Raw genomic sequence first — 20,313 nt, 5'->3', positions numbered from 1 at the left:
TGCTGCCGGTCAGCCCTGCACCGGAGCGGGTTGCCCCGACGGCAGCGGCACCGGCACCGAGGCGACGGCCTGACGCAGCACCTCCGCAGGGGTCATCCCGCGCACCTGGGCGTCCGGGGTGAGCAGCAGCCGGTGCGCGAACACCGCCTCGACGAGCGCCTTCAGATCCTCCGGCATGATCCAGCCCCGCCCGTCGATCAGCGCGTACGCGCACGCCGCACGGGTCAACGCGATCACGCCCCGGGGGCTGACCCCGACGCGTACCTGCGGGTGGGTGCGGGTGGCCGCGGCCAACCGGACCGCGTACGCGTAGAGCGGCTCGGCGATGTGCACCCGGCGGGCCATCCGGACCATTTCGCCGACGGTGGCGGTGTCGGTGACCGGGGCGAGCGCCTCGGGGGACCGCACTGTCGCGCCGCGCAGCACCTCGACCTCGACTGCCTCGTCCGGGTACCCGACGGAGAGCTTCACCAGGAAACGGTCCAACTGCGCCTCGGGCAGCCGGTAGGTGCCGTCCATCTCCACCGGGTTCTGGGTGGCGACCACCAGGAACGGCGACGGCACCGGGTGCCGGACCCCGTCCACAGTGACAGTGCGTTCCTCCATCACCTCCAGCAGCGCCGACTGGGTCTTCGGCGACGCCCGGTTGATCTCGTCGGCGATGACGATGTTGGCGAAGACCGGCCCCGGATGGAACTCGAAGTCCCGGGTCGCCTGGTTGAAGATCGTCACGCCGGACACGTCCGAGGGGAGCAGGTCGGGGGTGAACTGGATGCGCCGCCACTCACCCTTCACAGTGGCGGCGACGGCCCGTGCCAGGGTCGTCTTACCGACCCCGGGCACGTCCTCCAGCAGCACGTGACCCTGGGCGAAGAGCGCGGTCAGTGCCAGCCGCACCACCTGCGGCTTGCCGAGCACCACAGCGTTGACGTTCTCGGCCAGCCGGGCGGCCAGGGCGGCGAAGCCCTGCACCTCCGGCTGGGTGAGCGGCTCGTGGGTGTTCACGGTCGGTGGTGCTCCTCGCCTGGTGTCCTCAGCAGGTGGGCAGGACGTTGATGTTGTCGCCGCCCTCCAGGTTGAGCCAGGCCCAGGGGATGTAGTTCTTCCCCTCGTAGTTCACCTGCACCCACCAGGTGCTGCGCTTGTCATTGTTGTAGATGTAGGCGTACACCTCTTCGCCCGACTTCTTGCAGTACGCCTGCAGCCGGTTGCCAGGCTTTGCCCAACCCACCTGCTTGTCGTTGTCCTGCCGGGCGACCGAGAAGATCTCGTTGCCGTTGCGGCCTTCCCGGTCCCGGTCGCAGTAGGTCGACTCGGGCCCGGACGCGCCGTTGCGGCAGGTCGCGATCCCGTACAGCGGCTGCGTCTTCTGGGCCCGCGTCGCGGTGCCCTTACCGGCGGCGTTGCTCGCCGTCACCGTGAACGTGTAGTCGGTGCCCGGGGTCAGGCCCGTCATCGTGATGCTGGAGCACGCCCCGGCCTTCGGCGTCTGGCCCGGCCTGCTCAGCGTGCAGGTGGCCTGACCGCCACCGGCGTCCACCGTGAACGTGACGGTCGCCCCGGTGGCCGTCGACGACGAGCCGGTCACCGTGACCCGTGGCTCGGCCACCGTGCGGGCGGTGGCGGTGGCCTCCGGGCCCGGCCCCGCCTCGTTGACCGCCTTCACCTTCACCGTGACGTTCTGGCCGTTGCCCAGCCCGGTGACGGTCGTGCGGGTGTCGGTCACCTCGCTGACCCGCCCACCGACGTCCACCAGGTACTTCGTCACCGGCCGACCGTTGGCTTCGGCCGGCGCCCACTGCACCATCACCGCGCCCGGCTGGTTGGCGACGGTGCCGGCGCGCAGGTTGAGCGGCCGACCGGGCGCTGCGAAGGGCACCACAGTGTTGCTGACCGGGGACGCCGCCGACCCGGCGCCTTTGCTGTTGACCGCCACCACTGTGAACGCGTACTGGGTGCCGAACTCCAACTCACCGGCGCGCACCACCAGCTCCGTCTTGGTCGACTCGCCGGCCGGCGCGTTCGTCCCCGCCGAACTGGCCGTCACCGCGTACCTCGCGATGGTGTTGCCCTGCCCGTTCGCCGCAGGCCACTTGACCAGGACCGTGCCGTCCGGTCGCTCCTGCGCGGTGACGCTCGCCGGTGGATCGGGGACCGCGGCGGTCGGGGTCACCGGGTTGCTGTTGCGCGGCGGGCCGTCGCCCTTGGCGTTGACGGCGTGCACCGCGAAGCGGTACGTCTCGCCGTTGGTCAGGCCCTTGACCTCCACCGCACGCTGGTTGGCGCCCACCTCCAGGCGCTGCCCGGCGCCCTGCACCACGTACTTGATGATCTCGGCGCCGTTGGCGGCGGCCGGGCGCCAACTCACCCGCGCCTGGGCGTTACCGGCGGCGGCGGTGACGCTGCGCGGCGCGCTCGGCTTGCCCACCCGCGGCTTCTTCGGCGGAGGCGGCGGCGGGGGAACCGGCGGCGGGTCACCGCCGAGCACGTCGTTGGCGTACTTGTTGACCTCGCGCACCTGGTGCTTGTCGTCCACCACCCGGGCGGTCGCCGAGTCGGGGGAGTTGATGAACAGGTGGTTCTCCCGGACCTCCAGCTCCAGCGGCCCGTTGGCCCGCCCACGGATGGTCTCGACCAGCTGACCCGCCGCGTCGAAGGAGTAGATGGTGCCGGTGGCCTCGTCGGCGCAGTAGAACCGGTTCGCCCAGGCCACCGCCGGCCTGAGCCGATCCCCCTCACCCGGCACGGTGAACCCGCTCTCCTGCCCACCGTCACCCACCAGCAGCACCCGCCGGTCGGCGGTCACCGTGACCGGCACCCGTGGGCCGCTGGTGCGCGCGGGCAGCGCCGCCGGGCCGGACAGCGTCAGCGCCGTCGGGTGCACCTCACCGTGCTGCACCCGCACCAGCTTCCCGGCCGTCCGGTCGAGCACCGCCACCCCGTCGTCCAGGGTGGAGACCACCAACTCGTGGCTGGCGTCGGCGACGTCGTACGACTCGACCCGCTGCGGACTGAGCCCGGCACCCGCGGCCGACGCCGGCGCGGACGGCAGCTTGGCGGCGGTGATCGCCGAGACGGTGCCCTGGCTGGGCACCGCGATCCAGAGTCGACCCTTACCGTCGAAGGTGCCGCCGGTGATGCCCGGCGGATAGCGCACCGGCTCGCCGACCGGTGTCAACGATCGTGGGTCGAGCTGCCGGACGATGCCCTGCACGGCGTCGACGACGAACGCCGCGTCCTCGTGCAGGGCGACACTCACGCCCAGGCCGGGGGTGGTCCGGGTGGTCGCGCTGAGCTGGAGGGTGGCCAGATCCAGAGAGCTGACCTGCCCGGTCTGCAGGTCCCGCAGGATCAGCAGCCGGTCGGTCTGGGTGATCTGCATCGGATGCTGGCGGGCGCCGGGGATCTCGGTGCGGGTGTCCACCCGGGCGGTGACCCCGTTGACCCGGGCCAGCTCGCTGCGCGCCGCGCTCCACAGCCAGGAACTCGCGTCGTAGTTGGCCACCGCGTTGTCCGCCGCGCCCAACCCGAGGACGGTCAACCCCATGGCCGCCAACAGCGCGGCCACCGTGCCGACGGTCACCAGCCCGCCGCGCAGCCGGGACCGGGAGCGGGGGGCCTCGGTCTGTACGGCGTCGTCGATGCTGGCCACAGCCGGCTGCCTCCCTGAGTCGTGGCAGGTGGCGCGCCTTCCGGCGACCCCTCCCCTGAGCCGGGTGCCATCATATGGCGCTGGTGGTGGCGGGGGAACCCGCACCGTCACCCCTGTGGATACCGAGAGTGTGCGTTGTGGACCTCCAGCTCAGCCCGGTTCCCGCTCGACTCCACGTGGTTTCGGCTCGGCTCAGCGCGGCGACGCTCGGCCGGACGGCTCCCCGCTCGACGTGGCTTCGCGTTCCCGCGCGGTGCAAACCTGCCCGGAAGTCGCAAAGCTGTCAGTGGAGTAGACCGCCAACACGGTGAAACAGTGATCCACTCGGGAGTTCAACCCGTTGACCGTGTAGCTGGTCCGGCCCGGGTCCACGGTGGCGATCACGCCCAGGGCCTGCCCGGCCCTGCCCGCGGCGACCATGAACGGCACCGCGCCGCCCGTCGGGTCCGTCCAGGTCAACGTGATCGTGGCCGAATCGTCGCGCAGCTCCAGGTCGCCCGGCGGAAGCCCGGCCACCGTCGGTGCCGCCGCCGTCGGCGCGGTCCCGGTCGGCGGCGGATCGTCGCGGGTCAACATCACCGCACCCAGGCCCGCCACCGCCACGACGGCCACCCCGGCCGCCACTACCGCGCCGATCAGCGCCGCCCGGTTGCGGCCCGTCGACCCACCGTCATCGGCGTACGCCGGCCGGTACGCGTCCGGCGCCGGGTGGTACTGCTGGCCCGGGTACGGCGCCTGGTGCTGGTCCTGGGTCGGGTACGGCGCCTGAGGCGGCTGGTGGTGGTACTGCTGGCCCGGGTACGGCGCCTGGTGCTGGTCCTGGGTCGGGTACGGCGCCTGAGGCGGCTGGTGGTGGTACTGCTGGCCCGGTGGCGGTGCGGCCGGCGGTGCCAGCGCCGGGTCGGCGCTGACGGCCGGTGACCAGGCCGGCTGCGCAGCGGGGCTCGGCTCCGCGGTAATCGGGCTTGCCTGAGTGTTGCTCTGGTTTGTCTGGGCGGCCGCGGGGTGCGTCTGCGCCGCGGTGACGTGCGTGTGCGCGGCGGTGGGGTTCGTCTGCGGGGCCGTCGGGGTGGGCTGGGCGGCGGCGGGCCAGCCCAGATTGGCCTCGACCGCACCCGGGCCGCCCTGCGCCGGAACGGACGGCAACACCACGGTCCGGTCGGACAGCGCGCCACGGGCCCGCTGAGTCGGCACCACCGGGGCGTCGAGGATGCCCAGCCCGGAGTCACCGTCCGCACCGGTGCCACCCGCGTCCATCATGGTCTGCCCGGCGGGCGTGTCTCTCCCAGCGGTGACGGCCTGCGCAGCCGCCGTGGTCTGCGTAGGCGTCGTGGTCTGCGTAGGCGTCGTGGTCTGGGCGGCGGAGTCGGCACCTGGAGTTGGCAGGGGCTGCGGTGGGGCACTGCTGCTCCAGGGCGGTGCGGTCAACCCCCAGGGCGGTACGGGTGGTGCGCTCACCGGAGGGGCAGAGACGGGTGGTCCGTAGGGCGGCCCCGAGACGGGCGGCCCGAAACCGGGCGGCGCGGACACCGGGTAGGTGTGCCCGGGTGGTGCGGAGACGGGTTGGCCGTAGCCGGGTGGTCCGGACACCGGGTAGCTGTGCCCCGGTGGTGCGGAGACGGGTTGGCCGTGGCCGGGTGGTCCGGAGACCGGGTATGGCTGGGCCGGTGGTCCGGAGACCGGGTACGGCTGGCTGGGGGGCGCGGAGATCGGAGGCGGAGTCACCGGCGGGGCGCTGATGGGCTGGGCCGGTGGACTGCTCACCGGGTACGCCGGCCCCGGGTGGCCAACGGTCGGGGAATGCCCGCCCGATGATGTCGCCTCGGCGCCGGACACATTGTGCGATTCGCTCGGCGCGGTTGGTCGGGCGGCGGCTCGGGCGGCCTCCTCGGCGAGCAGCGGCTCGATCTGCCGTACCTGGATGGTGGGGTTGTCCCAGTGAGGTTCCGGCACCCCCGGCACCGCCGGCGGAGCGGTCGATGCCGGGGCGGTTGGGGTCGACATCGTGGGCGGCACGTCGACCGCCGGCGGGGTGGCGTGGCCACCAACCCGTTGACGTGGTGCCACGACCGGCCCGGACGGCGGTCGGTCTGGTGACCGCTGCCCGGTCGGCGTCGTCGGCGGGCCTTCAGCCCTCGGTCGGGGCATCGGACCCACCGCTGGCCGGGACGGTCCAGACGCCTGCTCGTCGAGGCGTTGACGGGGTGACATCGCATTCGCCGGCGGTGGCGCGTCGGCGTGTGGGCGGGGCGGCGTCGCAGGTCTGGGTGCGGCCGTCGGCGGGCCGGGCTGCGCTGGCGCGATAAAGGAAGCTGCCGGCTGAACGGGCGCCGCCCGAGGGGCTGGGACCGGCGCCGGGGTGACGTCGCGGGGCGACGTGGGTGTGGCTGGTGCGCGTACCGCTGGCGAAGTTTTTTGGGGTGCGGCCGGCGGTTGCGGCGCCCAGGGCGAGACGGCGGGCGGCGGGCCACCGGCGGAGGGCCGCATCGCGGCGAGGGTCGCCAGCGACAGGGTCGGGCCGGAGAGCGCCGACCGGGCGCCGGGCTCGGTCACCGGGCCGACCGGGGCCGGGCCGGGCGTCGGCGCGGGGTGCTGCTCGCCCGGCGTCGACGGGGGTGGGCCGAGGTAGTCGCGGGCTGCGCGTACCGCCGGGTGGTTCTCCCCCAGTGCGGCGGGCCCGGCGGTGGCGACGCGGGTGTAGTTGCGGCGGGCCTCGTGTCGGTTGCCGAGCTCCTCCGCCACCTCGGCAAGCTCGAAGGCGAGCGCGAGCATCAGCGGGTCGGAGTGCTCCCAGCGGCGCTCGCCCGCCGCGAACGCCTCCTCCAACAACCGGCGGGCGGCGAGCGGGTCGTCCCCCTCCCGGTGCAGCCGGGCCAGCAGGTGCGCGGTGTGCAGCACCTCGGGATGGTCGTCACCGTACGGCGGGGGAGCGGATTCGACGGCCTCCGCGAGCAGTTGCCGGGCGGCGCTGAGGTCGCCCGCGGCGCGTAGGGCGAGGGCTCGGTGCTGGGCGGCTGCCAGGGGGGAGGGATGGGACACATGGCAATGCTGCCGTCACAGGGCCGCCGGACGCTACCCGGACACGCCTCGACGGTGTGTCGGTGTGGCCGTTTTGAGGCGGCTTGAGCAGCGGCAGGATCGCCGGGGGAGAGGCGCCGGAAGGCGATGTGCATGATCCACGAGCGGCGTGTACAGTAACTCCCCGTGCGGCCCGCTGTGCCGACCACCGGATGAAAGATCATCTGGTCGGCGAGGTAGGCTGAACGCGTAGGTCCGGGTGGCGGAATGGCAGACGCGCTAGCTTGAGGTGCTAGTACCCGTATAGGGTGTGGGGGTTCAAGTCCCCCCTCGGACACGAACCATAGGCCCACGGTGCGCGCTGAGATCGGTTTCAGCGTGCACCGTTTGCGCTTCGAGGTGGTATGTCAGCCGCAGGCCGAGTGGCGGTGAACCTCGGCTTTGTCGGCGGGGTCCGCGTCGCGGAGCACGGTGACGATGTTCCCGAGGGCGTGAACCAGCGCGGTGATCTCTGCCTGGGTCATCCGGCGTGGTGCGGCGGAGGTCCCCGTGTGCAGCTCGGTTTCGGCTCGGGTCCGTTCAGCTTGGGTCTCCTCGCGGAGGTAGACGTTGCGGGGATGGGAGACGTCGTTGGCGAGGGCGTATTCCTGGGGGAAGCGGCAGCGGTAGTAGGCGGCGCCGTGGTTGTACTGGCCCTGCATCCGCCGGTTGCAGGCGGCGCAGTAGATCAGGCCGCGGAAGACGTACGGGTTGCGGGCGCGGCGTTGCCGTTGCGGGAGGTCCAGACCCAACCGGTGTCGTACGAGCAGCGTCTGCGCCTGTTCAAAGGTGGCCTCATCGATGTTCGAGCGCACAGTCCCGCCGTGCCGGACCAGTAGCTGGTCCCGTTAGCTGAGACACCGATCCCACTGGCGATCCCGTGACCAGCGCATCCTCTGTGATGACCCCTTCGGCGGGGCCGAGGTGGTCAGGCGTGTCGTTCCGCAATGGCTGGCGCGGGCCGGGTGCGGTGGTGGTGGGTCGTCGGCTGAGCGTGATAGCCGGTCACCTCGAGCTCTCGCCCGGCTTCCCGCCCCAGATGCGACCGGGCGGTGGCGTGCCGCGCGCGGGGACTTGGGCGAGAATGGGCCAGTTCGAATTCTGCGCAACCCTGGAAGGACCCTCCCTTGGCCGGTGGACTCGTAGCCCTGCTGGATGACGTGGCGGTGCTGGCCCGTGCCGCTGCCGCGTCGATCGATGACATCGGGGCGGCCGCCGCGAAGGCCGGCGCCAAGGCTGCGGGCGTCGTCGTCGACGATGCTGCCGTCACGCCGCAGTACGTGCGGAGCCTGGCGGCCGAGCGCGAGTTGCCGATTATCAAGCGCATTGCCGTGGGGTCGCTGCGCAACAAGTTCTTCATCATCCTGCCGGCGGTGCTGCTGCTCAGTCAGTTCGTGCCTTGGCTGCTCACTCCGATCCTCATGCTCGGCGGCGCCTACCTCTGTTATGAAGGCGCGGAGAAGGTGTGGGACAAGATCGCCCATCACGGTGCCTCCGGCGCGGGCGAGGAGAAGGTGCAGGACGAGACGACACTGGTGTCTGGGGCGGTACGAACCGACCTGATCCTCTCGGCGGAGATCATGGTCATCAGCCTTAACGAAGTCATCGATGAGGCGTTCGGGTCCCGCCTGGCGATCCTGGCTGTCGTCGCCGTCGTCATAACCGTTCTGGTGTACGGCGTGGTGGCCCTGATCGTCAAGATGGACGACGCCGGGCTGCGCCTGTCGCAACGTTCCGGCGCCGTCGCGACGTTCGGCCGCGGTCTGGTGAGGGCCATGCCGGTGGTCCTCACCGTGCTGACGGTAGTCGGCACCGCGGCGATGCTGTGGGTGGGCGGGCACATCCTGCTGCTCGGCACGAACGAGCTGAACCTGCACTTCCTGTACGAGGCCGTGCATGACGTGGAGGTCGCCGCCCACGACGCCACGGGTGTTCTCGGCGGGCTCCTCGGCTGGCTCGTCAACACGGTGGCCAGCGCGATCCTCGGGCTGATCGTCGGAGCGCTGGTCGTGCTGGTCATGACTCTCACGCTCCAGCGCCGCACATCCAAGGCTGCGGCTGCGACTGCGCCGGCCACGACTCGCGCTGACGGCACCATCCCCGCACCGCCGAGCCGTGCAGCTCGGCGTCGCGACGCTCCTGCGGACCGAGCGCCGCGCGGTTGACCACAACATCATCGCAACTCGACCACGCGGCCAGGGGTTCTGGTGCCGAGCCGCGCTCAACCCGGCTGAGCTGCGCGGATCGTCCCGGGCCAACCTGCGGCCCTTCGTGCTCTTCCTGGCCGCGGCGTGCTCACCGATGCCGGAGAGACGAGGGGCCTTGACCTGCGGTGATGGAGGTCGAGCGGTGCGGCGTGACCTCCCAGTAGAGGTCGAACTGGTCAGGCGTTGCTGCGCCCAGGATGGCTGGCGCCGGCCGGCGTCTCGGGCCGCCTAACGCCACGCCTGTAGGTGTGCTAAAGGTCGATGTGAAGCGTTGTGGGGGCTTGCTGGGGTCGGCCGCGGTTTCGTCATTTGAGACTCCGATCCCACAGGCAACGCTCTGACCAGGCGCTTCGGGGTGGAGACCTCTTCGGCGGACCCGAAGGAGTCGGCGTCGGCGTTTTCTGTAGAGGCGAGGGCGGTGTCTGCTCATGCCGATGTAGTGCACAGAGCGTTCTGTTGGAATTGGTTGCGACACCCACTTCGTCGGTCGGCCCATATTGCCTCGGGATATCTCGGCAACCCTTGCCGGATCACACCATCCGCGCGGATTCTCCGCATTATCGATGAGATCGAAATAAAGGAGTGACACTGTCTCGCTGATTAATCAGCCGTCTCTTGCAATGGCGCCGCCGTCAAGCTGCCACATTTCATAGTTCCCACATTCTGCCGTGATCTCGGCCGTCGCCTGAGCCGCGGTGACGAAGTCGTCGACTAGCGGCGAGGCGCGCGATGCCGCCACAGCGAGGCACACCTGGTCGGGTGCCAGCTGCGGGATGGGGACATAGCTGACGTCCGGATGTGAGTAGAACACGGTCGCCGACCGGGCCAGGAACGAGATGCCTCGGCCGGCCGCGACATGCTCGAGTGTCTCGTCCACCCCGCGTACCAGGTATCCGGCGTTAGGGTGCGTGCGCCTGGTGGGCTGCGTGCTCGTGTCCGCATGCCAGACCAACGGCTCGCCGGCCAGGTCGGCCTCGGTGATCTGCTCCTTGCCGGCTAACCGGTGGCCGGCGGGCAGCACCGCCACCCGGGGCTCGGTGTACAGCGGGGTGACGCGCAGGCCGGTCTCGTCGATGGGCAATCGCACGTAGGCGACGTCGATGCGGCCGTCGAGCAGCAGCGTGGCCTGGTCGTCCCCTTCGATCCGCTGCACGTCCACGATCACGCTTGGGTGCTGGACGGCGAACTGCCGTACCGCTGGGGTGGCCGTGATGCCCGCGCGGAAGCCGACCATTAGCCGCTGGCTGCCGCGCGCGGCCACGGTCACCCGGCGGCGGACCGCGTGCGCGGAGGCCAGCAGCGGGCCGGCGTCGGTCAGCAACTGCCTGCCGGCGTCGGTCAGTTCCACGCCGTGGCTGTCCCTGATCAGCAGCGGGGTGCCGAGATCGTGTTCCAGCGCGCGGATCTGGCGGCTGAGCACCGGCTGCGCGATGTGCAGCTCATCAGCGGCGCGGCCGAAGTGCAGTTTGTCGGCGACGGCGACGAAGTAGCGCAGCTTGCGCAGGTCCAGATCCATGGAGCCTCCCGGTCGGGCGATGCCTTCAGGGTATCGCAACGACTGAAAGAGGTCTTGGACACCTACTCAGGCCAATGGCACGCTTCATGGGTACCCGATGGGACCGGAGTGAAATCGGTATAAGAATTCGCCCTCGGACTTGGCAGCAGCGAGCTGGGATCGGCATAGGCAGGTGATGAATTGAGCCGAGCCCCGTTGCGTCATTCGACGGTTTCGACGACACAACCGTTGACAACGGCGCTCCGACCAGTCATCTGTTTTGAATACTCATCGACTCAATGGAGTGATCGTGGGAAAGCTCGATGGCAAGGTTGCGGTAATCACCGGCGGATCCACCGGCATGGCACTGGCCGGCGCCAAACTGTTCGTCGAGGAAGGCGCGCATGTCTTCATCCAGGCCCGGCGGCAGGAAGCACTGGACGACGCCGTCAAGCTGATCGGCCGCAACGTCACCGCCGTCCAGGGCGACGCGGCCGACCTGGACGACCTAGACCGCTTGTACGACACCGTCAAGCGGGAAAAGGGCTCGATCGACGTGCTGTGGGCCAGCGCCGGGATGGGCGAACCCGCCGTCCTCGGCGAGATCACCGAGGAACAGTTCCACCGCGCCTTCTCGCTCAACGCGCGCGGCACCCTATTCACCGTGCAGAAGGCACTCCCGCTGATCAACGACAACGGCTCAGTCTTCATGACCGGATCCAACGCCTCCCTCGGCGCCTTCCCCGGCTGGAGCCTCTACGCGGGAAGCAAAGCCGTCCAGCAGGCATGGGCCCGCGTCTGGCTCAACGAACTGCGCGACCGCAAGATCCGGGTCAACGTCCTGACCCCCGGCCAGGTCGGCACTGCCAAACAGGAAGAACTGTTCGACGAGGCGACCAGGGCCGCCTTCGAGTCCCTCATCCCCCGTGGGCAGATGGGCCGCCCCGAGGAGATCGCCACCGTCGCCCTGTTCCTCGCCTCCGATGACTCCAGCTACGTCAACGGCCTGGAACTGGTCGCCGACGGCGGCACCACCGCCCTCTGAACACACACCCGGAATCAGGAAGAGAGCACACCTCATGAGCAGCATCACCCTCATCGGTACGGGGAACATGGCCCGCACCATCGGCACGCTCGCGGTGGCGGGCGGCAACACCGTCGAGGTCATGGGACGCGATCAGTCCAAGGCCGATGACCTGGCGAAGGCTCTGGGCGGCGGCACGACGGCGGGCGAGTGGGGCGCCGTCCCGGCCGGGGACATCGTCATCACGGCCCTGTTGTACGCCGCTGTCGTTCCGGTCGTCACCGAGTACGGAGACGCCCTCGCGGGCAAGGTCATCGTCGACATCAGCAACCCGTTCAACGCCACGTTCGACGGACTGGCCCACAGCGAGGAGACCTCGATCGCGCAGGAAGTCGCCAAGGTGGCCCCGGCCGGTGCCGGCGTGGTGAAGGCATTCAACACCATCTTTCGTAATGTCCTGGAGAACGGCCGGCCCGACGTCTTCATGGCTGGCGACGATGCGCAGGTCAAGGCGGGAGTGGCGGCATTCGTCGAGAGCCTCGGGCTGCATCCGCTGGACGTCGGCGGCCTGAGAATGGCGCACTGGCTGGAAGGAATGGGCCTGGTCACGGTGGGCCTCGCCGGCAACGGGGTCGCCCACTGGGACTTCGCCCTCGGCGTCAACGAATTCACTGGCTGAGCCCTCGGGACGAGACAGTCGACGAACAGAGCCCCTGAATGCCGGGGCCTGGAGACGGCGCACTGGCTGGAAGGGACGGGCCTGCGAATGATCAGCCTGGCCGCCACGGCGTTGGACCTTCAACTTCACCCTCGGCGTCAGCAATTTCAGCTGAGCGCACCCGCACCCGCACTTCTCGCGCCACATCACTGACAAGGACAGCAGCATGCGCGTTTTCGTCACTGGCGGGACCGGCCATTCCGGTTCGTACATCGTCCCCGAGCTCATCGCCGCCGGGCATGAGGTCACCGGCTTGGCCCGGTCGGACACTGCTGCGGCGGCGCTGTCCGCGCTCGGCGCGAAGGTGCGCCGCGGCGACCTCCAGGACCTCGACGGGCTCCAGGAGGCGGCTGCGGACTCCGACGGCGTCATCCACGTCGCGCACCGGCAGGACCTGCTTTTCTCCGGCGGGATCGACGCCGTGGCCGCCGCGGAGGTCCCGATCATGCTCGCCTACGGTGAGACGCTGGCGGGCACCGGAAAGCCGCTGGTCGCGGCGGGGAGCATCGGCTCGCCTGGGCAGGGATTCCTAGGCCGGACGGCCACCGAGGAGGACCCGGCCCTTCCCAGCGGCGATGAGCACAAGGGCACCCTGCGGGCTCGGAACGTCGTGGAAACCACCGTGATCGGCCTCGCCGAGCAGGGCGTGCGGTCTTCGGTCGTGCGGATCGCCAACATTGCGCATGACACGACCGATCGTGCCGGCTTCCTCCCCACACTGATCGCGCTCGCGAAGGAGAAGGGCTTCGTCGGCTACCCCGCAGACGGCGCGAACCTGTGGACTGCCGTGCACATCCGCGATGTCGCCTCCGTGTTCCGCCTGGCGTTGGAGAGGGGCCCAGCCGGCAGATACTGGCATGCGGTCGACGACGGAGGCATCCCGTTCCGCGTGATCGCCGAGGCCATCGGCGGCCGTCTGGGCCTGCCCGCCGTGAGCGTTCCCCTGGACGAACTGGTGCTGCCGGGATACTTCGGGTTCCTCGCGAACATCGTCACGCAGAGCTATCCGGCGTCCAACCTCATCACCCGCCGGACGCTCGGTTGGGAACCCGCACAGCCCCGCCTGCTCGCCGATCTAGACAACGGCCACTACTTCCCCGCCAGCTGACGGCAAGGGCCCGAATCGCCATGATTCCGACACATGACAAGGAGGGCGCGGACACGGTCGCGGAGCTGGGGCCGCGGGCATTCGCGGCGACCAGCGGGCAGGCCGCGGCGGCCGGTGACATCGTCGTGGTCACGGTGCCGGTCAAGGAGTGCGGTGTGGTGGCGGTGGTGATTGTAGGCGTGGCGCCAGGCGGTAGGGCCGCTCGTCGGGCAGTCTCGGATCGGTAGGCCCGGTCGTCGCGCCCAAGTCGGGCGAGCCGCCATTTTTCGGCGCCTCCGGCAGCCCCATCGAGAACCAGATCCAGCCCTGAAACGGCGGAGAGAGTGTCGATGTGGAGTGGCAGCCTCGCCGCCGCCGACGCTGCCTCTACCTCCCGACTTCGGCCCTCGGCCCTGGCCTGGGCGCCACGCTTGGGCCCAACGCTGACCGCGCCGCAGCCGCTCATGCCGCCGAGAGGTCGCTATTGGGCGACCGCTTGCCGTCGGACCTCGGGGCCTGAACACTTCGCCGCCTGATCGGCAATGTCAGGGTGAAGCGCGAACTTTGCCGAGGAGGGCCATGGCTTCGGATGCGGATTTGATAGGCCGGTCCCTGGATGGCGACGTCGACGCCTTCGTAGAGGTGGTCGAGCGTCATGAGGCCGCCGTCGGTTCGTACCTCGTTCGCCGGGCTGGGCGGGATGCGGCTGAGGACCTCCTGGGCGAGGTTTGGGTTGCGGCGTTCGAGTCGCGGCGATCGTACGACCGGTCGTACAACGACGCGCGGCCGTGGCTGTACGGGGTGGCATTGAATCGCTTGCGGCGCTACTGGCGGTCCCGGCCGGCCGAGGACCTGGTCGCGGACGTGCCGGACGTGGCTACTGGATGGGATTCGTGGTCGGCGGTGGACCTCGGCGTGGACGCCCGGGCGGTGCTCCGGTCGGCCCTGACGCGGCTCAAACCCGAAGAGCGGGAGGTCCTGAGGCTCGTCGCCTGGGAGGACCTGACCGCAGCCGACGCCGCGCGGGCACTCGGCATACCGGCCGGCACCGCGCGGCGGCTGCTGAGCCAAGCCAGGACGGCATTGCGCGACGCCCCGGGGGTGTCCGCGCTTCCGAAGGACCGCAACAGCGCGAAGGAGAGACACCGATGACCGACGAGCTCGATCTGGTCGGTGCGTTGGGCAGCGCGGAACCACTACGCCCGGAGGCGTATCAGCGGGCGCGGGCGGTGCTGCGGGCGGCTATGGCCGACCCCGGAACCGTGCGGCTGCTGGGCGCGATATCAGCGGCGGACACGACTATGGAGGCGACTTCAACCATGAAAACGACGACAACCACGCGGGACCACGAATCCAGCCCGGCGCCTCAGCGCCGCCGCCGCATCGGTATCGCGGGCCGATTGGGCATCGGCGCCGGGGTGGGGGTTGCCGCCGCGGCGGCAGTCGTCGCTGTGGTGCTCAACTCGTCGGCGACCGGGGGCATGGAGGCCCGCAAGGATTCGTCAGCCGCCACCTCGGGCTCGACCACCGTCGACGGGTCGGCCGAGCGCGCGCCGCTGATGACCCTGGCCGGGTCCATCAAGACGGTCACCCCGGCGGCGGGCGACGCGTGGCTGGTGAAGGCGACGCAGGTCCACGGCACCAAGACCATGCAGGTCGTCTACACGCTATACACCGACGGTCACGCGATCTATACGGGCAACAGCGTGAAGGACATCAAGCGTGCGATCGCCCGTCACCAGGACCAGATGACGGACGGCGGCTACGCTCCGCTCCTCAAGGCAGCCGTCGCCGCGGCGGACAGCAGCCCGGCCGACGGCCGGACCCAGATGCTCAAGGCAGCCAAGGATCCGCTGGTCGGCCTCGACCCCGCAGCGCAGAAGGCGGTGTGGGACAAGCAGCAGGCGGACGCCCAGGTGATCATCAAGCAGAAGGGCGGCAACGCCGAGCCGAAGCCGTACAGCCCCCAGGCCGTTCAGCGGCACTTCGACAACGCCCTGTGGACGTACAGCACCCAAGCGCTGTCCGCTGGCGACGGCAACACGCAGGTCCGGGCCGGTGTGCTGCGTCTGCTGTCCACCATCTCCGCGGTCAGCGTCAAGAACTCGACCACCCACGGCAAGGCCACGCTGACGATCACCGCCGGCCCCGAGGTGTTCGGCGGCGAGGGCAGCGAGGTGCTGACCATCGACGCCACGACCGGCATGCTGGTCAAGGACGTCTCCACCGTGCCGGGCCTCCCCCGGGCCTCCACGACGTACGAATCCTCCCGCGTGACGAAGGCCGACCTGTAGCCGGGAACTGCCACCCACCAGCATTCCGGCAGACGGGCGGACGCGCCCGCCCGGCGTTCGATAACGGTGCGGGCCGCCCAGAGGCGGCCCGCACCGTCGTTTTGTTGTTCGCCCGGCCGTGCCTGACCACTGCACCCATGCCTACCTGCGGCTTCACGTTGTCGCAGGTCAGAGTCGGTGTGGCGTCCTGTTTCACCGCGGAGTGCTCTGCGGTTCTGCGCAGCGGTCGACAGTGCTCTATGTCTCCTGGCAGGGGAGTGTGTGCAGGTCAAGGCGGTAAGGAGCCGTTGGTTGGCCGGGCCTTGCATCTGGGAGCAGATTGGGTGCAGGTTGGCGAAGTGGTCTCCGCGACCGAAGTGCTCACCGACGCCGGACAGAGGCGAGGGCTTTGACCTGCGGTGATGCGGTGGAGCGGTGCGGCGTGACCTCCCAGTGGGTACCGAAGAGGTCAACCCTCCAGCCCTCCGACTGGCTGCTGGCTGTCGAACTGACGCCTGCCGACACCGATCACGAGGCCAGCCCGCATCGATGCACGGCTCTGACTGTCGCCGCGGTGGCGTCTGTACGGATCCCGCGAGCCGAGACCCAGATCCCACTGGCGAACCTCTGAGCAGGGCTTCCTGAACGGTGACCTCTTCGGCGGGTCCGAAGGCGTCAGCGTTCGTCGGTGTCGTTCGCCGTGGAGGTATCCCATCACCCGATGAGCGGGCGCTCGCAGTGCCCATGGCGGCTGGCCCGCCCGTACCCCGCCTCAACGGATGTCCACGAAGTTTCGCCGCGCCATGAGGGCTACGACCGCTTCGATGGCTTGCTGTGACAGTGTCGGCACGACAACCGCAGCTCTTTCGACAAAGTAGCCGGACTCGGCCAGGGCGCTCTGCACCTCCTGAGACAGCCGGGTCGGATCGTAGAAGGTGATCGCTTTCTCGCTACCGGCCCAATGGACCGTTATCTCGATCCACCCCTTGGACTCGGTCATCGACCAGTCATTTTCGTCCATGGCATCGGGATAGACGATCTGCAGTCCAGGCGGTGAATCAGAGGTGCCGCTTGTAGCTGCAGGTGGCACCAACCGCCCGGAGCTTGGTGATTGAAGGGTCCGCAGGACTTCGTGCGGGTCGCGTTCTGTCACGGCAGCCAGGGCGGTAGCCGCGTCCGCCGTGAGGGCCGTCAGGTTCAACGCTGCCGCCAGCGCATCCTCCTTGACCGCGGCGCCGTCAGGTCGTGTGGACACCGCAGGACCAGACGTCCTCTTTGCCCTTTGTCGGCGCACGGGGCGGCCAGAAGGACCTGTCCGACGTACGGTGCCGTGGTGCAGATCGACTTGGTTGCCCTGATTGTCGACGAGTACGACCCCGCGATCGCGTTCTTCACCGACGTACTCGGCTTCGACCTCGTCGAGGACTCTCCCTCGCTGACCAATGACGGTCGACCCAAGCGGTGGGTCGTCGTCCGGCCGCCGGGCGCCCAGACCGGGATTCTGCTCGCTCGCGCCGACGGAGAACACCAACGCGCCGCAATCGGTAACCAGGTAGCCGGCCGAGTCGGGTTCTTCCTCCGCGTCGACGACTTCGACGCCGCATACCGGCGGATGGTCGAGGCCGATGTGACCTTCGTCCGAGCGCCACGAACCGAGCCCTACGGCCGGGTCGCGGTCTTCCTCGACATCGCCGGCAACCGGTGGGACTTGCTTGGGGCCACCGGACGTCGCGCACCTGCCCGCTGAGGCGCCAAGGTCACCGATCCTGATCGGCGCTGGTCGAGTGGTTTGCCGATGACAGCGCTAGCGGAAGTGCTGTACGTCCAACGGCGCCGTGATCGCGAAGTTCTTGTCGATCGCTTTAACTAGAGCGGTCCCGGGCGCTGCAGTCCGATTCGCGTGGCCCATCCGGTGAGGGCGTCGAAGAAGCCGACCAGGTCCCGTTGCACGCCGATCAGCAGCCCGGGTAGCGCGCTTTGTGGCAGGTCAACGTGGACGCCGGCCCACCGGCCGCGATGCCGGGTCTCGCCGCCGTCCTGCCGCACCCGCAGATCGTCGCTGACGAACTCGACCTCCGGACCCGGGTCATGTCCCAGCCACGGCGAGTCGCCGATCAACACCTGCGCCCAGTCGCGCCAGTCCTCCAGCCCGGCACAGCAGCCCGGCGTCATCACCGTCCCGGTGGTGGGGTCGCGGACCTGCAGGTCGCCGGCAGCGATGAGAAATTCGTCAGCCAGCAGCGCGTTTACGACCTCATCGCGGCCGCCAGGAGGCTGAACCTCGATCCGGCCAGCGAGCGCCGTCACGAACAGCCCGACCTGGTCGCCGGCACAGCCGGCGTTGAGCATCAACCACGATCCGGACGCCATCGCTGCCACCGGCCACGGCGATCCGTCGGTGACCGCGGGTACCTCGATGACCGCCTCCATAGTGATCACCCCGGCATTCAACCCGATGCCGCGGGCACGCCTCCGGCGGCTATGAAACGCCCATAGTGCCTATGTCAGCGTGGGTCTAACGGCTGGCGTTGACCTGCGACGTGATGCTGGCGGTGCTCGGCGATCAGGTGCTGTAGAGCCCGTCCCAGGGTTCTGTGAGCCCGAGGCGGTCTGGATACAACTCGACCCAGTCGCCTCGCTCAGGGTCAGACTCGTCGATCAAGCCGAACGTGACACCGTCGTGGACCACGCGGAACAGTTGGATGGCGATGTCGCCGTACTGCCGTTCAGGTAGCTGATCGAGCAGGGCAGCCAAGCGGGCCTCGGCTTGGTCAGCAAGCTCACCTCGTAGGTACGGAGCGGTGGCCACGAGCGAGATGTCGGTCCGGCGGTGGCGGCCGTTGGCGTCGAACAGGTGCAGGTAGGCGTACCAGCGGATCCGTTCCCGGTCCGGATCCGGCTCGTGGTCGTCATCGCGATGCGCGCCGTGTATTCCCGCGAAGAACTGGCCGTCGGCGTGTCGCCCTACCCTGTCGGTGCGGTAGTCCGGTTCGCGCGAAATCGGCACCAGATCAGGCAGCGACATGCCGGCGACGATACCTGAAGACAACTGCGCGCATCTGCACTGCAGACCACGCGCACTTGTCGGTCGGAAGTGACTCACCGGCATCCGTAGCCGGGTGCGGCTGGGGCGTTCGGGTGATTAGTCTGCGCGGTCCAGCATGACGGCGCTGCGCAAGGGGGTGCTCGCCCACAGCGCTTGCAAGGTGGGGTAGCGCTGCACCTCCCACTCCGCTTCACCAATCGCATGGTCTCGCTCCGGACCGGGTGGACTGAAGTCGAACCCGGTGTTCTGGACGTTGAGCCGGCCTAGGTCGGCGAGCGCGGGTGCGTCTGGGAAGACCAACTCCAGGCTCACCTGCCAGATCTCTGGTTGGTACCAGTCGGTCTCGGTCCAGCTTCCCCGCACGTCGACGGCGAACTGTCTGGTGAAGCTCAGGCTGGGAAGTCGATCGTGCCAGCTGTACCGGCCCCACTGAACAATGAAGCCATCGGCGTCGCTGTCCGGCCCTGGCTCCAAGCCGTCGACCGGCCGGGCAAGAAACTCGCGGAACGCCTTCCACGCCGCCTCGACGTTGTCCACCCGGTCCGGAGTCAGGCCGTGTCGGCGTAGCAGCCCGACCAGCTCTTCCGGCGACTCGCGCCACGCGATACCCACGATCCAACCCTTCCCACCCGGAACCCATCCACCCGCGCGTCCAGGCCGCCGAATCTGTGCTGGCCCGCATCGATCACAATCCGCGAGGTTCACGTCGGACACGATAACTGCGCCGTTCGGCCGGCGGTCGCCTTTGGGACCATGGGACATCGTCACCTGCCCCGCACCACGGCAGCGCCGCCATTGAAGCGCTGGACCTGCATCCTGACGGACCCCCGGATGTGGGGGCATCCGCTGTCGTATCCCTGTGGTGGAGTCCGTGCCATGGGTGTGCTGTACGACTACTTCCGGGCCAACGACGACGCTGCGGCTGTCAGGTTGATGAAGGATTTCGAGGCCGGACCGTTCGCTGCCAGCCGCGGCGGCATAGCTGTGGATGCGGTTGACCTGAAGGGCATCGAGCCGACGGTGACCCTCGGCAAGCTTGTCAGCCTCGTTCGACAGGTCGACTGGGATGCGAGCCTGGTCGACCTCGAGTTGTTGTGGAGCGGAGACGAGCAGGACGGGCCGTGGCTGATGTCGCTGGACCGGGCTGCGCGGGACGCCCTCGCCTCTATCAGCAACGCCCAGGCGCTGGAGTTGTCGGCGCAATGGGGGCGGATCGAGGAACTGGCGTGGAGTAGGCCACTGTCTGACGACGAGATGCTGCCTGTGATCGAGAAGGTTGCCGCCCTTGCTCAGCGCGCCCGAGACGCGGGCGAGGACCTGTACTGCTGGTGCTGCCTGTGACTTACAAGGAGGCGGTGCCGGGTCCGGACAGGGGGAGCAGGCTGGGAGCAGCAGGGTGCCCTGAAGGCCTTGAAGTGCGTCCAACGGCGCCGAACGGCGCACAACTGCACCCACCCCTACCTGCGGCATGACCACGTTGCCCAGTCCGCGACTCCGGTGTGCAGGTGCGGTTTCGACCTGGTCGACGATCCCGAATGCGTCGGCGGTCGTGAGCCTGCCGGACGCGGCGACCTGCCCCTCAAGGTCGAGAACGATAGCGGTGACAACATCGCCGGAGGTCTGAAGACGTGCGGTGTACGGCGATGGAGGAGTTGTGTCGGAGTCGGCCCGGTAGGTCGTCGTCATGAGGTAGCCGGTGTCGGCCGGCTTCCACTGTGGCGGGAGAGCGGCACCGGCGCCCACATCACCGAGGG

Annotated in this window: 17 protein-coding genes and 1 tRNA gene; 9 read left to right on the top strand and 9 right to left on the bottom strand. The window is 69.4% G+C overall.

Annotated features, from left to right (window positions below; all coding sequences use genetic code 11):
* Window positions 1-9: 9 nt before the first annotated feature.
* The 3 genes from KBX08_RS07720 to KBX08_RS33660 all read right to left on the bottom strand — a co-directional run bounded on the left by KBX08_RS07720 (window position 10) and on the right by KBX08_RS33660 (window position 6,691).
* Window positions 10-1,005 carry a MoxR family ATPase gene (locus KBX08_RS07720; protein WP_091404175.1) on the bottom strand — a complete coding sequence of 332 codons (996 nt, stop codon included), beginning with the start codon at window positions 1,003-1,005 and terminating at the stop codon, window positions 10-12.
* A gap of 28 nt (window positions 1,006-1,033) precedes the next feature.
* Complete coding sequence (locus KBX08_RS07715; protein WP_307850474.1) at window positions 1,034-3,652, bottom strand: fibronectin type III domain-containing protein; 2,619 nt, start codon at window positions 3,650-3,652, stop codon at window positions 1,034-1,036.
* A 192-nt stretch (window positions 3,653-3,844) separates the two neighbouring features.
* A complete protein-coding gene (locus KBX08_RS33660; protein ID WP_307850473.1) occupies window positions 3,845-6,691 on the bottom strand; it encodes a tetratricopeptide repeat protein in 2,847 nt (948 codons plus the stop codon).
* 232 nt (window positions 6,692-6,923) lie between these two features.
* On the opposite strand from KBX08_RS33660, the gene KBX08_RS07705 reads away from it, so the two are divergent.
* Window positions 6,924-7,007 (top strand) — tRNA-Leu (locus KBX08_RS07705).
* A gap of 70 nt (window positions 7,008-7,077) precedes the next feature.
* On the opposite strand, the gene KBX08_RS07700 is transcribed toward KBX08_RS07705, so the two are convergent.
* Entirely contained in the window at window positions 7,078-7,524 is a 447-nt protein-coding gene (locus KBX08_RS07700; RefSeq protein WP_210781882.1) for a zinc ribbon domain-containing protein, read from the bottom strand.
* A 312-nt stretch (window positions 7,525-7,836) separates the two neighbouring features.
* Between KBX08_RS07700 and KBX08_RS07695 the strand changes: the two genes are divergently transcribed.
* Window positions 7,837-8,874, top strand: coding sequence for a DUF808 domain-containing protein (locus KBX08_RS07695; RefSeq protein ID WP_210781881.1), 1,038 nt, complete (start codon window positions 7,837-7,839; stop codon window positions 8,872-8,874).
* Window positions 8,875-9,520: 646 nt separating this feature from the next.
* Here KBX08_RS07695 and KBX08_RS07690 read toward each other — a convergent pair.
* Window positions 9,521-10,432, bottom strand: coding sequence for a LysR family transcriptional regulator (locus tag KBX08_RS07690; RefSeq protein ID WP_210781880.1), 912 nt, complete (start codon window positions 10,430-10,432; stop codon window positions 9,521-9,523).
* 289 nt (window positions 10,433-10,721) lie between these two features.
* Between KBX08_RS07690 and KBX08_RS07685 the strand changes: the two genes are divergently transcribed.
* The 5 genes from KBX08_RS07685 to KBX08_RS07665 all read left to right on the top strand — a co-directional run bounded on the left by KBX08_RS07685 (window position 10,722) and on the right by KBX08_RS07665 (window position 15,534).
* Window positions 10,722-11,456 (top strand): SDR family NAD(P)-dependent oxidoreductase, encoded by a 735-nt coding sequence (locus KBX08_RS07685; protein ID WP_210781879.1) that lies wholly within the window; start codon window positions 10,722-10,724, stop codon window positions 11,454-11,456.
* A 34-nt stretch (window positions 11,457-11,490) separates the two neighbouring features.
* On the top strand, window positions 11,491-12,114 hold the full coding sequence (locus KBX08_RS07680) for an NADPH-dependent F420 reductase (RefSeq protein WP_210781878.1): 624 nt from the start codon (window positions 11,491-11,493) through the stop codon (window positions 12,112-12,114).
* Between the two features lie 205 nt (window positions 12,115-12,319).
* Entirely contained in the window at window positions 12,320-13,261 is a 942-nt protein-coding gene (locus KBX08_RS07675) for an SDR family oxidoreductase (RefSeq protein ID WP_210781877.1), read from the top strand.
* A 558-nt stretch (window positions 13,262-13,819) separates the two neighbouring features.
* On the top strand, window positions 13,820-14,392 hold the full coding sequence (locus tag KBX08_RS07670; RefSeq protein ID WP_210781876.1) for an RNA polymerase sigma factor: 573 nt from the start codon (window positions 13,820-13,822) through the stop codon (window positions 14,390-14,392).
* Window positions 14,389-15,534, top strand: a complete 1,146-nt coding sequence (locus KBX08_RS07665; RefSeq protein WP_210781875.1) for a hypothetical protein — start codon at window positions 14,389-14,391, stop codon at window positions 15,532-15,534. Before KBX08_RS07670 ends, KBX08_RS07665 begins: the two co-directional genes overlap by 4 nt.
* A gap of 751 nt (window positions 15,535-16,285) precedes the next feature.
* On the opposite strand, the gene KBX08_RS07660 is transcribed toward KBX08_RS07665, so the two are convergent.
* Window positions 16,286-16,768, bottom strand: coding sequence for a hypothetical protein (locus tag KBX08_RS07660; protein WP_210781874.1), 483 nt, complete (start codon window positions 16,766-16,768; stop codon window positions 16,286-16,288).
* A gap of 75 nt (window positions 16,769-16,843) precedes the next feature.
* Here KBX08_RS07660 and KBX08_RS07655 point away from each other — a divergent pair, with 75 nt between their 5' ends.
* Window positions 16,844-17,260 (top strand): VOC family protein, encoded by a 417-nt coding sequence (locus KBX08_RS07655; protein WP_210781873.1) that lies wholly within the window; start codon window positions 16,844-16,846, stop codon window positions 17,258-17,260.
* A 119-nt stretch (window positions 17,261-17,379) separates the two neighbouring features.
* On the opposite strand, the gene KBX08_RS07650 is transcribed toward KBX08_RS07655, so the two are convergent.
* The 3 genes from KBX08_RS07650 to KBX08_RS07640 all read right to left on the bottom strand — a co-directional run bounded on the left by KBX08_RS07650 (window position 17,380) and on the right by KBX08_RS07640 (window position 19,171).
* Window positions 17,380-17,952, bottom strand: a complete 573-nt coding sequence (locus KBX08_RS07650) for a hypothetical protein (protein ID WP_247669045.1) — start codon at window positions 17,950-17,952, stop codon at window positions 17,380-17,382.
* Between the two features lie 124 nt (window positions 17,953-18,076).
* Complete coding sequence (locus KBX08_RS07645; protein WP_210781872.1) at window positions 18,077-18,616, bottom strand: hypothetical protein; 540 nt, start codon at window positions 18,614-18,616, stop codon at window positions 18,077-18,079.
* Between the two features lie 39 nt (window positions 18,617-18,655).
* Window positions 18,656-19,171: a hypothetical protein gene (locus tag KBX08_RS07640; protein WP_210781871.1), complete on the bottom strand. Its 516-nt coding sequence runs from the start codon at window positions 19,169-19,171 to the stop codon at window positions 18,656-18,658.
* A 264-nt stretch (window positions 19,172-19,435) separates the two neighbouring features.
* Here KBX08_RS07640 and KBX08_RS07635 point away from each other — a divergent pair, with 264 nt between their 5' ends.
* Window positions 19,436-19,900: a hypothetical protein gene (locus KBX08_RS07635; RefSeq protein ID WP_210781870.1), complete on the top strand. Its 465-nt coding sequence runs from the start codon at window positions 19,436-19,438 to the stop codon at window positions 19,898-19,900.
* Window positions 19,901-20,313 lie beyond the last annotated feature (413 nt).

Origin of the sequence: Micromonospora sp. H61, from assembly GCF_018070325.1 — a bacterium.
Lineage (GTDB): Bacteria > Actinomycetota > Actinomycetes > Mycobacteriales > Micromonosporaceae > Micromonospora > Micromonospora salmantinae.
This window is presented reverse-complemented; position numbering and strand designations above follow the sequence as displayed.

Coding starts and splice junctions, on each gene's coding strand:
- KBX08_RS07690 (WP_210781880.1), bottom strand. CDS start 10,432: ATGGATCTGGACCTGCGCAAGCTGCGCTACTTCGTCGCCGTCGCCGAC.
- KBX08_RS07680 (WP_210781878.1), top strand. CDS start 11,491: ATGAGCAGCATCACCCTCATCGGTACGGGGAACATGGCCCGCACCATC.
- KBX08_RS07675 (WP_210781877.1), top strand. CDS start 12,320: ATGCGCGTTTTCGTCACTGGCGGGACCGGCCATTCCGGTTCGTACATC.
- KBX08_RS07670 (WP_210781876.1), top strand. CDS start 13,820: ATGGCTTCGGATGCGGATTTGATAGGCCGGTCCCTGGATGGCGACGTC.
- KBX08_RS07665 (WP_210781875.1), top strand. CDS start 14,389: ATGACCGACGAGCTCGATCTGGTCGGTGCGTTGGGCAGCGCGGAACCA.
- KBX08_RS07635 (WP_210781870.1), top strand. CDS start 19,436: ATGGGTGTGCTGTACGACTACTTCCGGGCCAACGACGACGCTGCGGCT.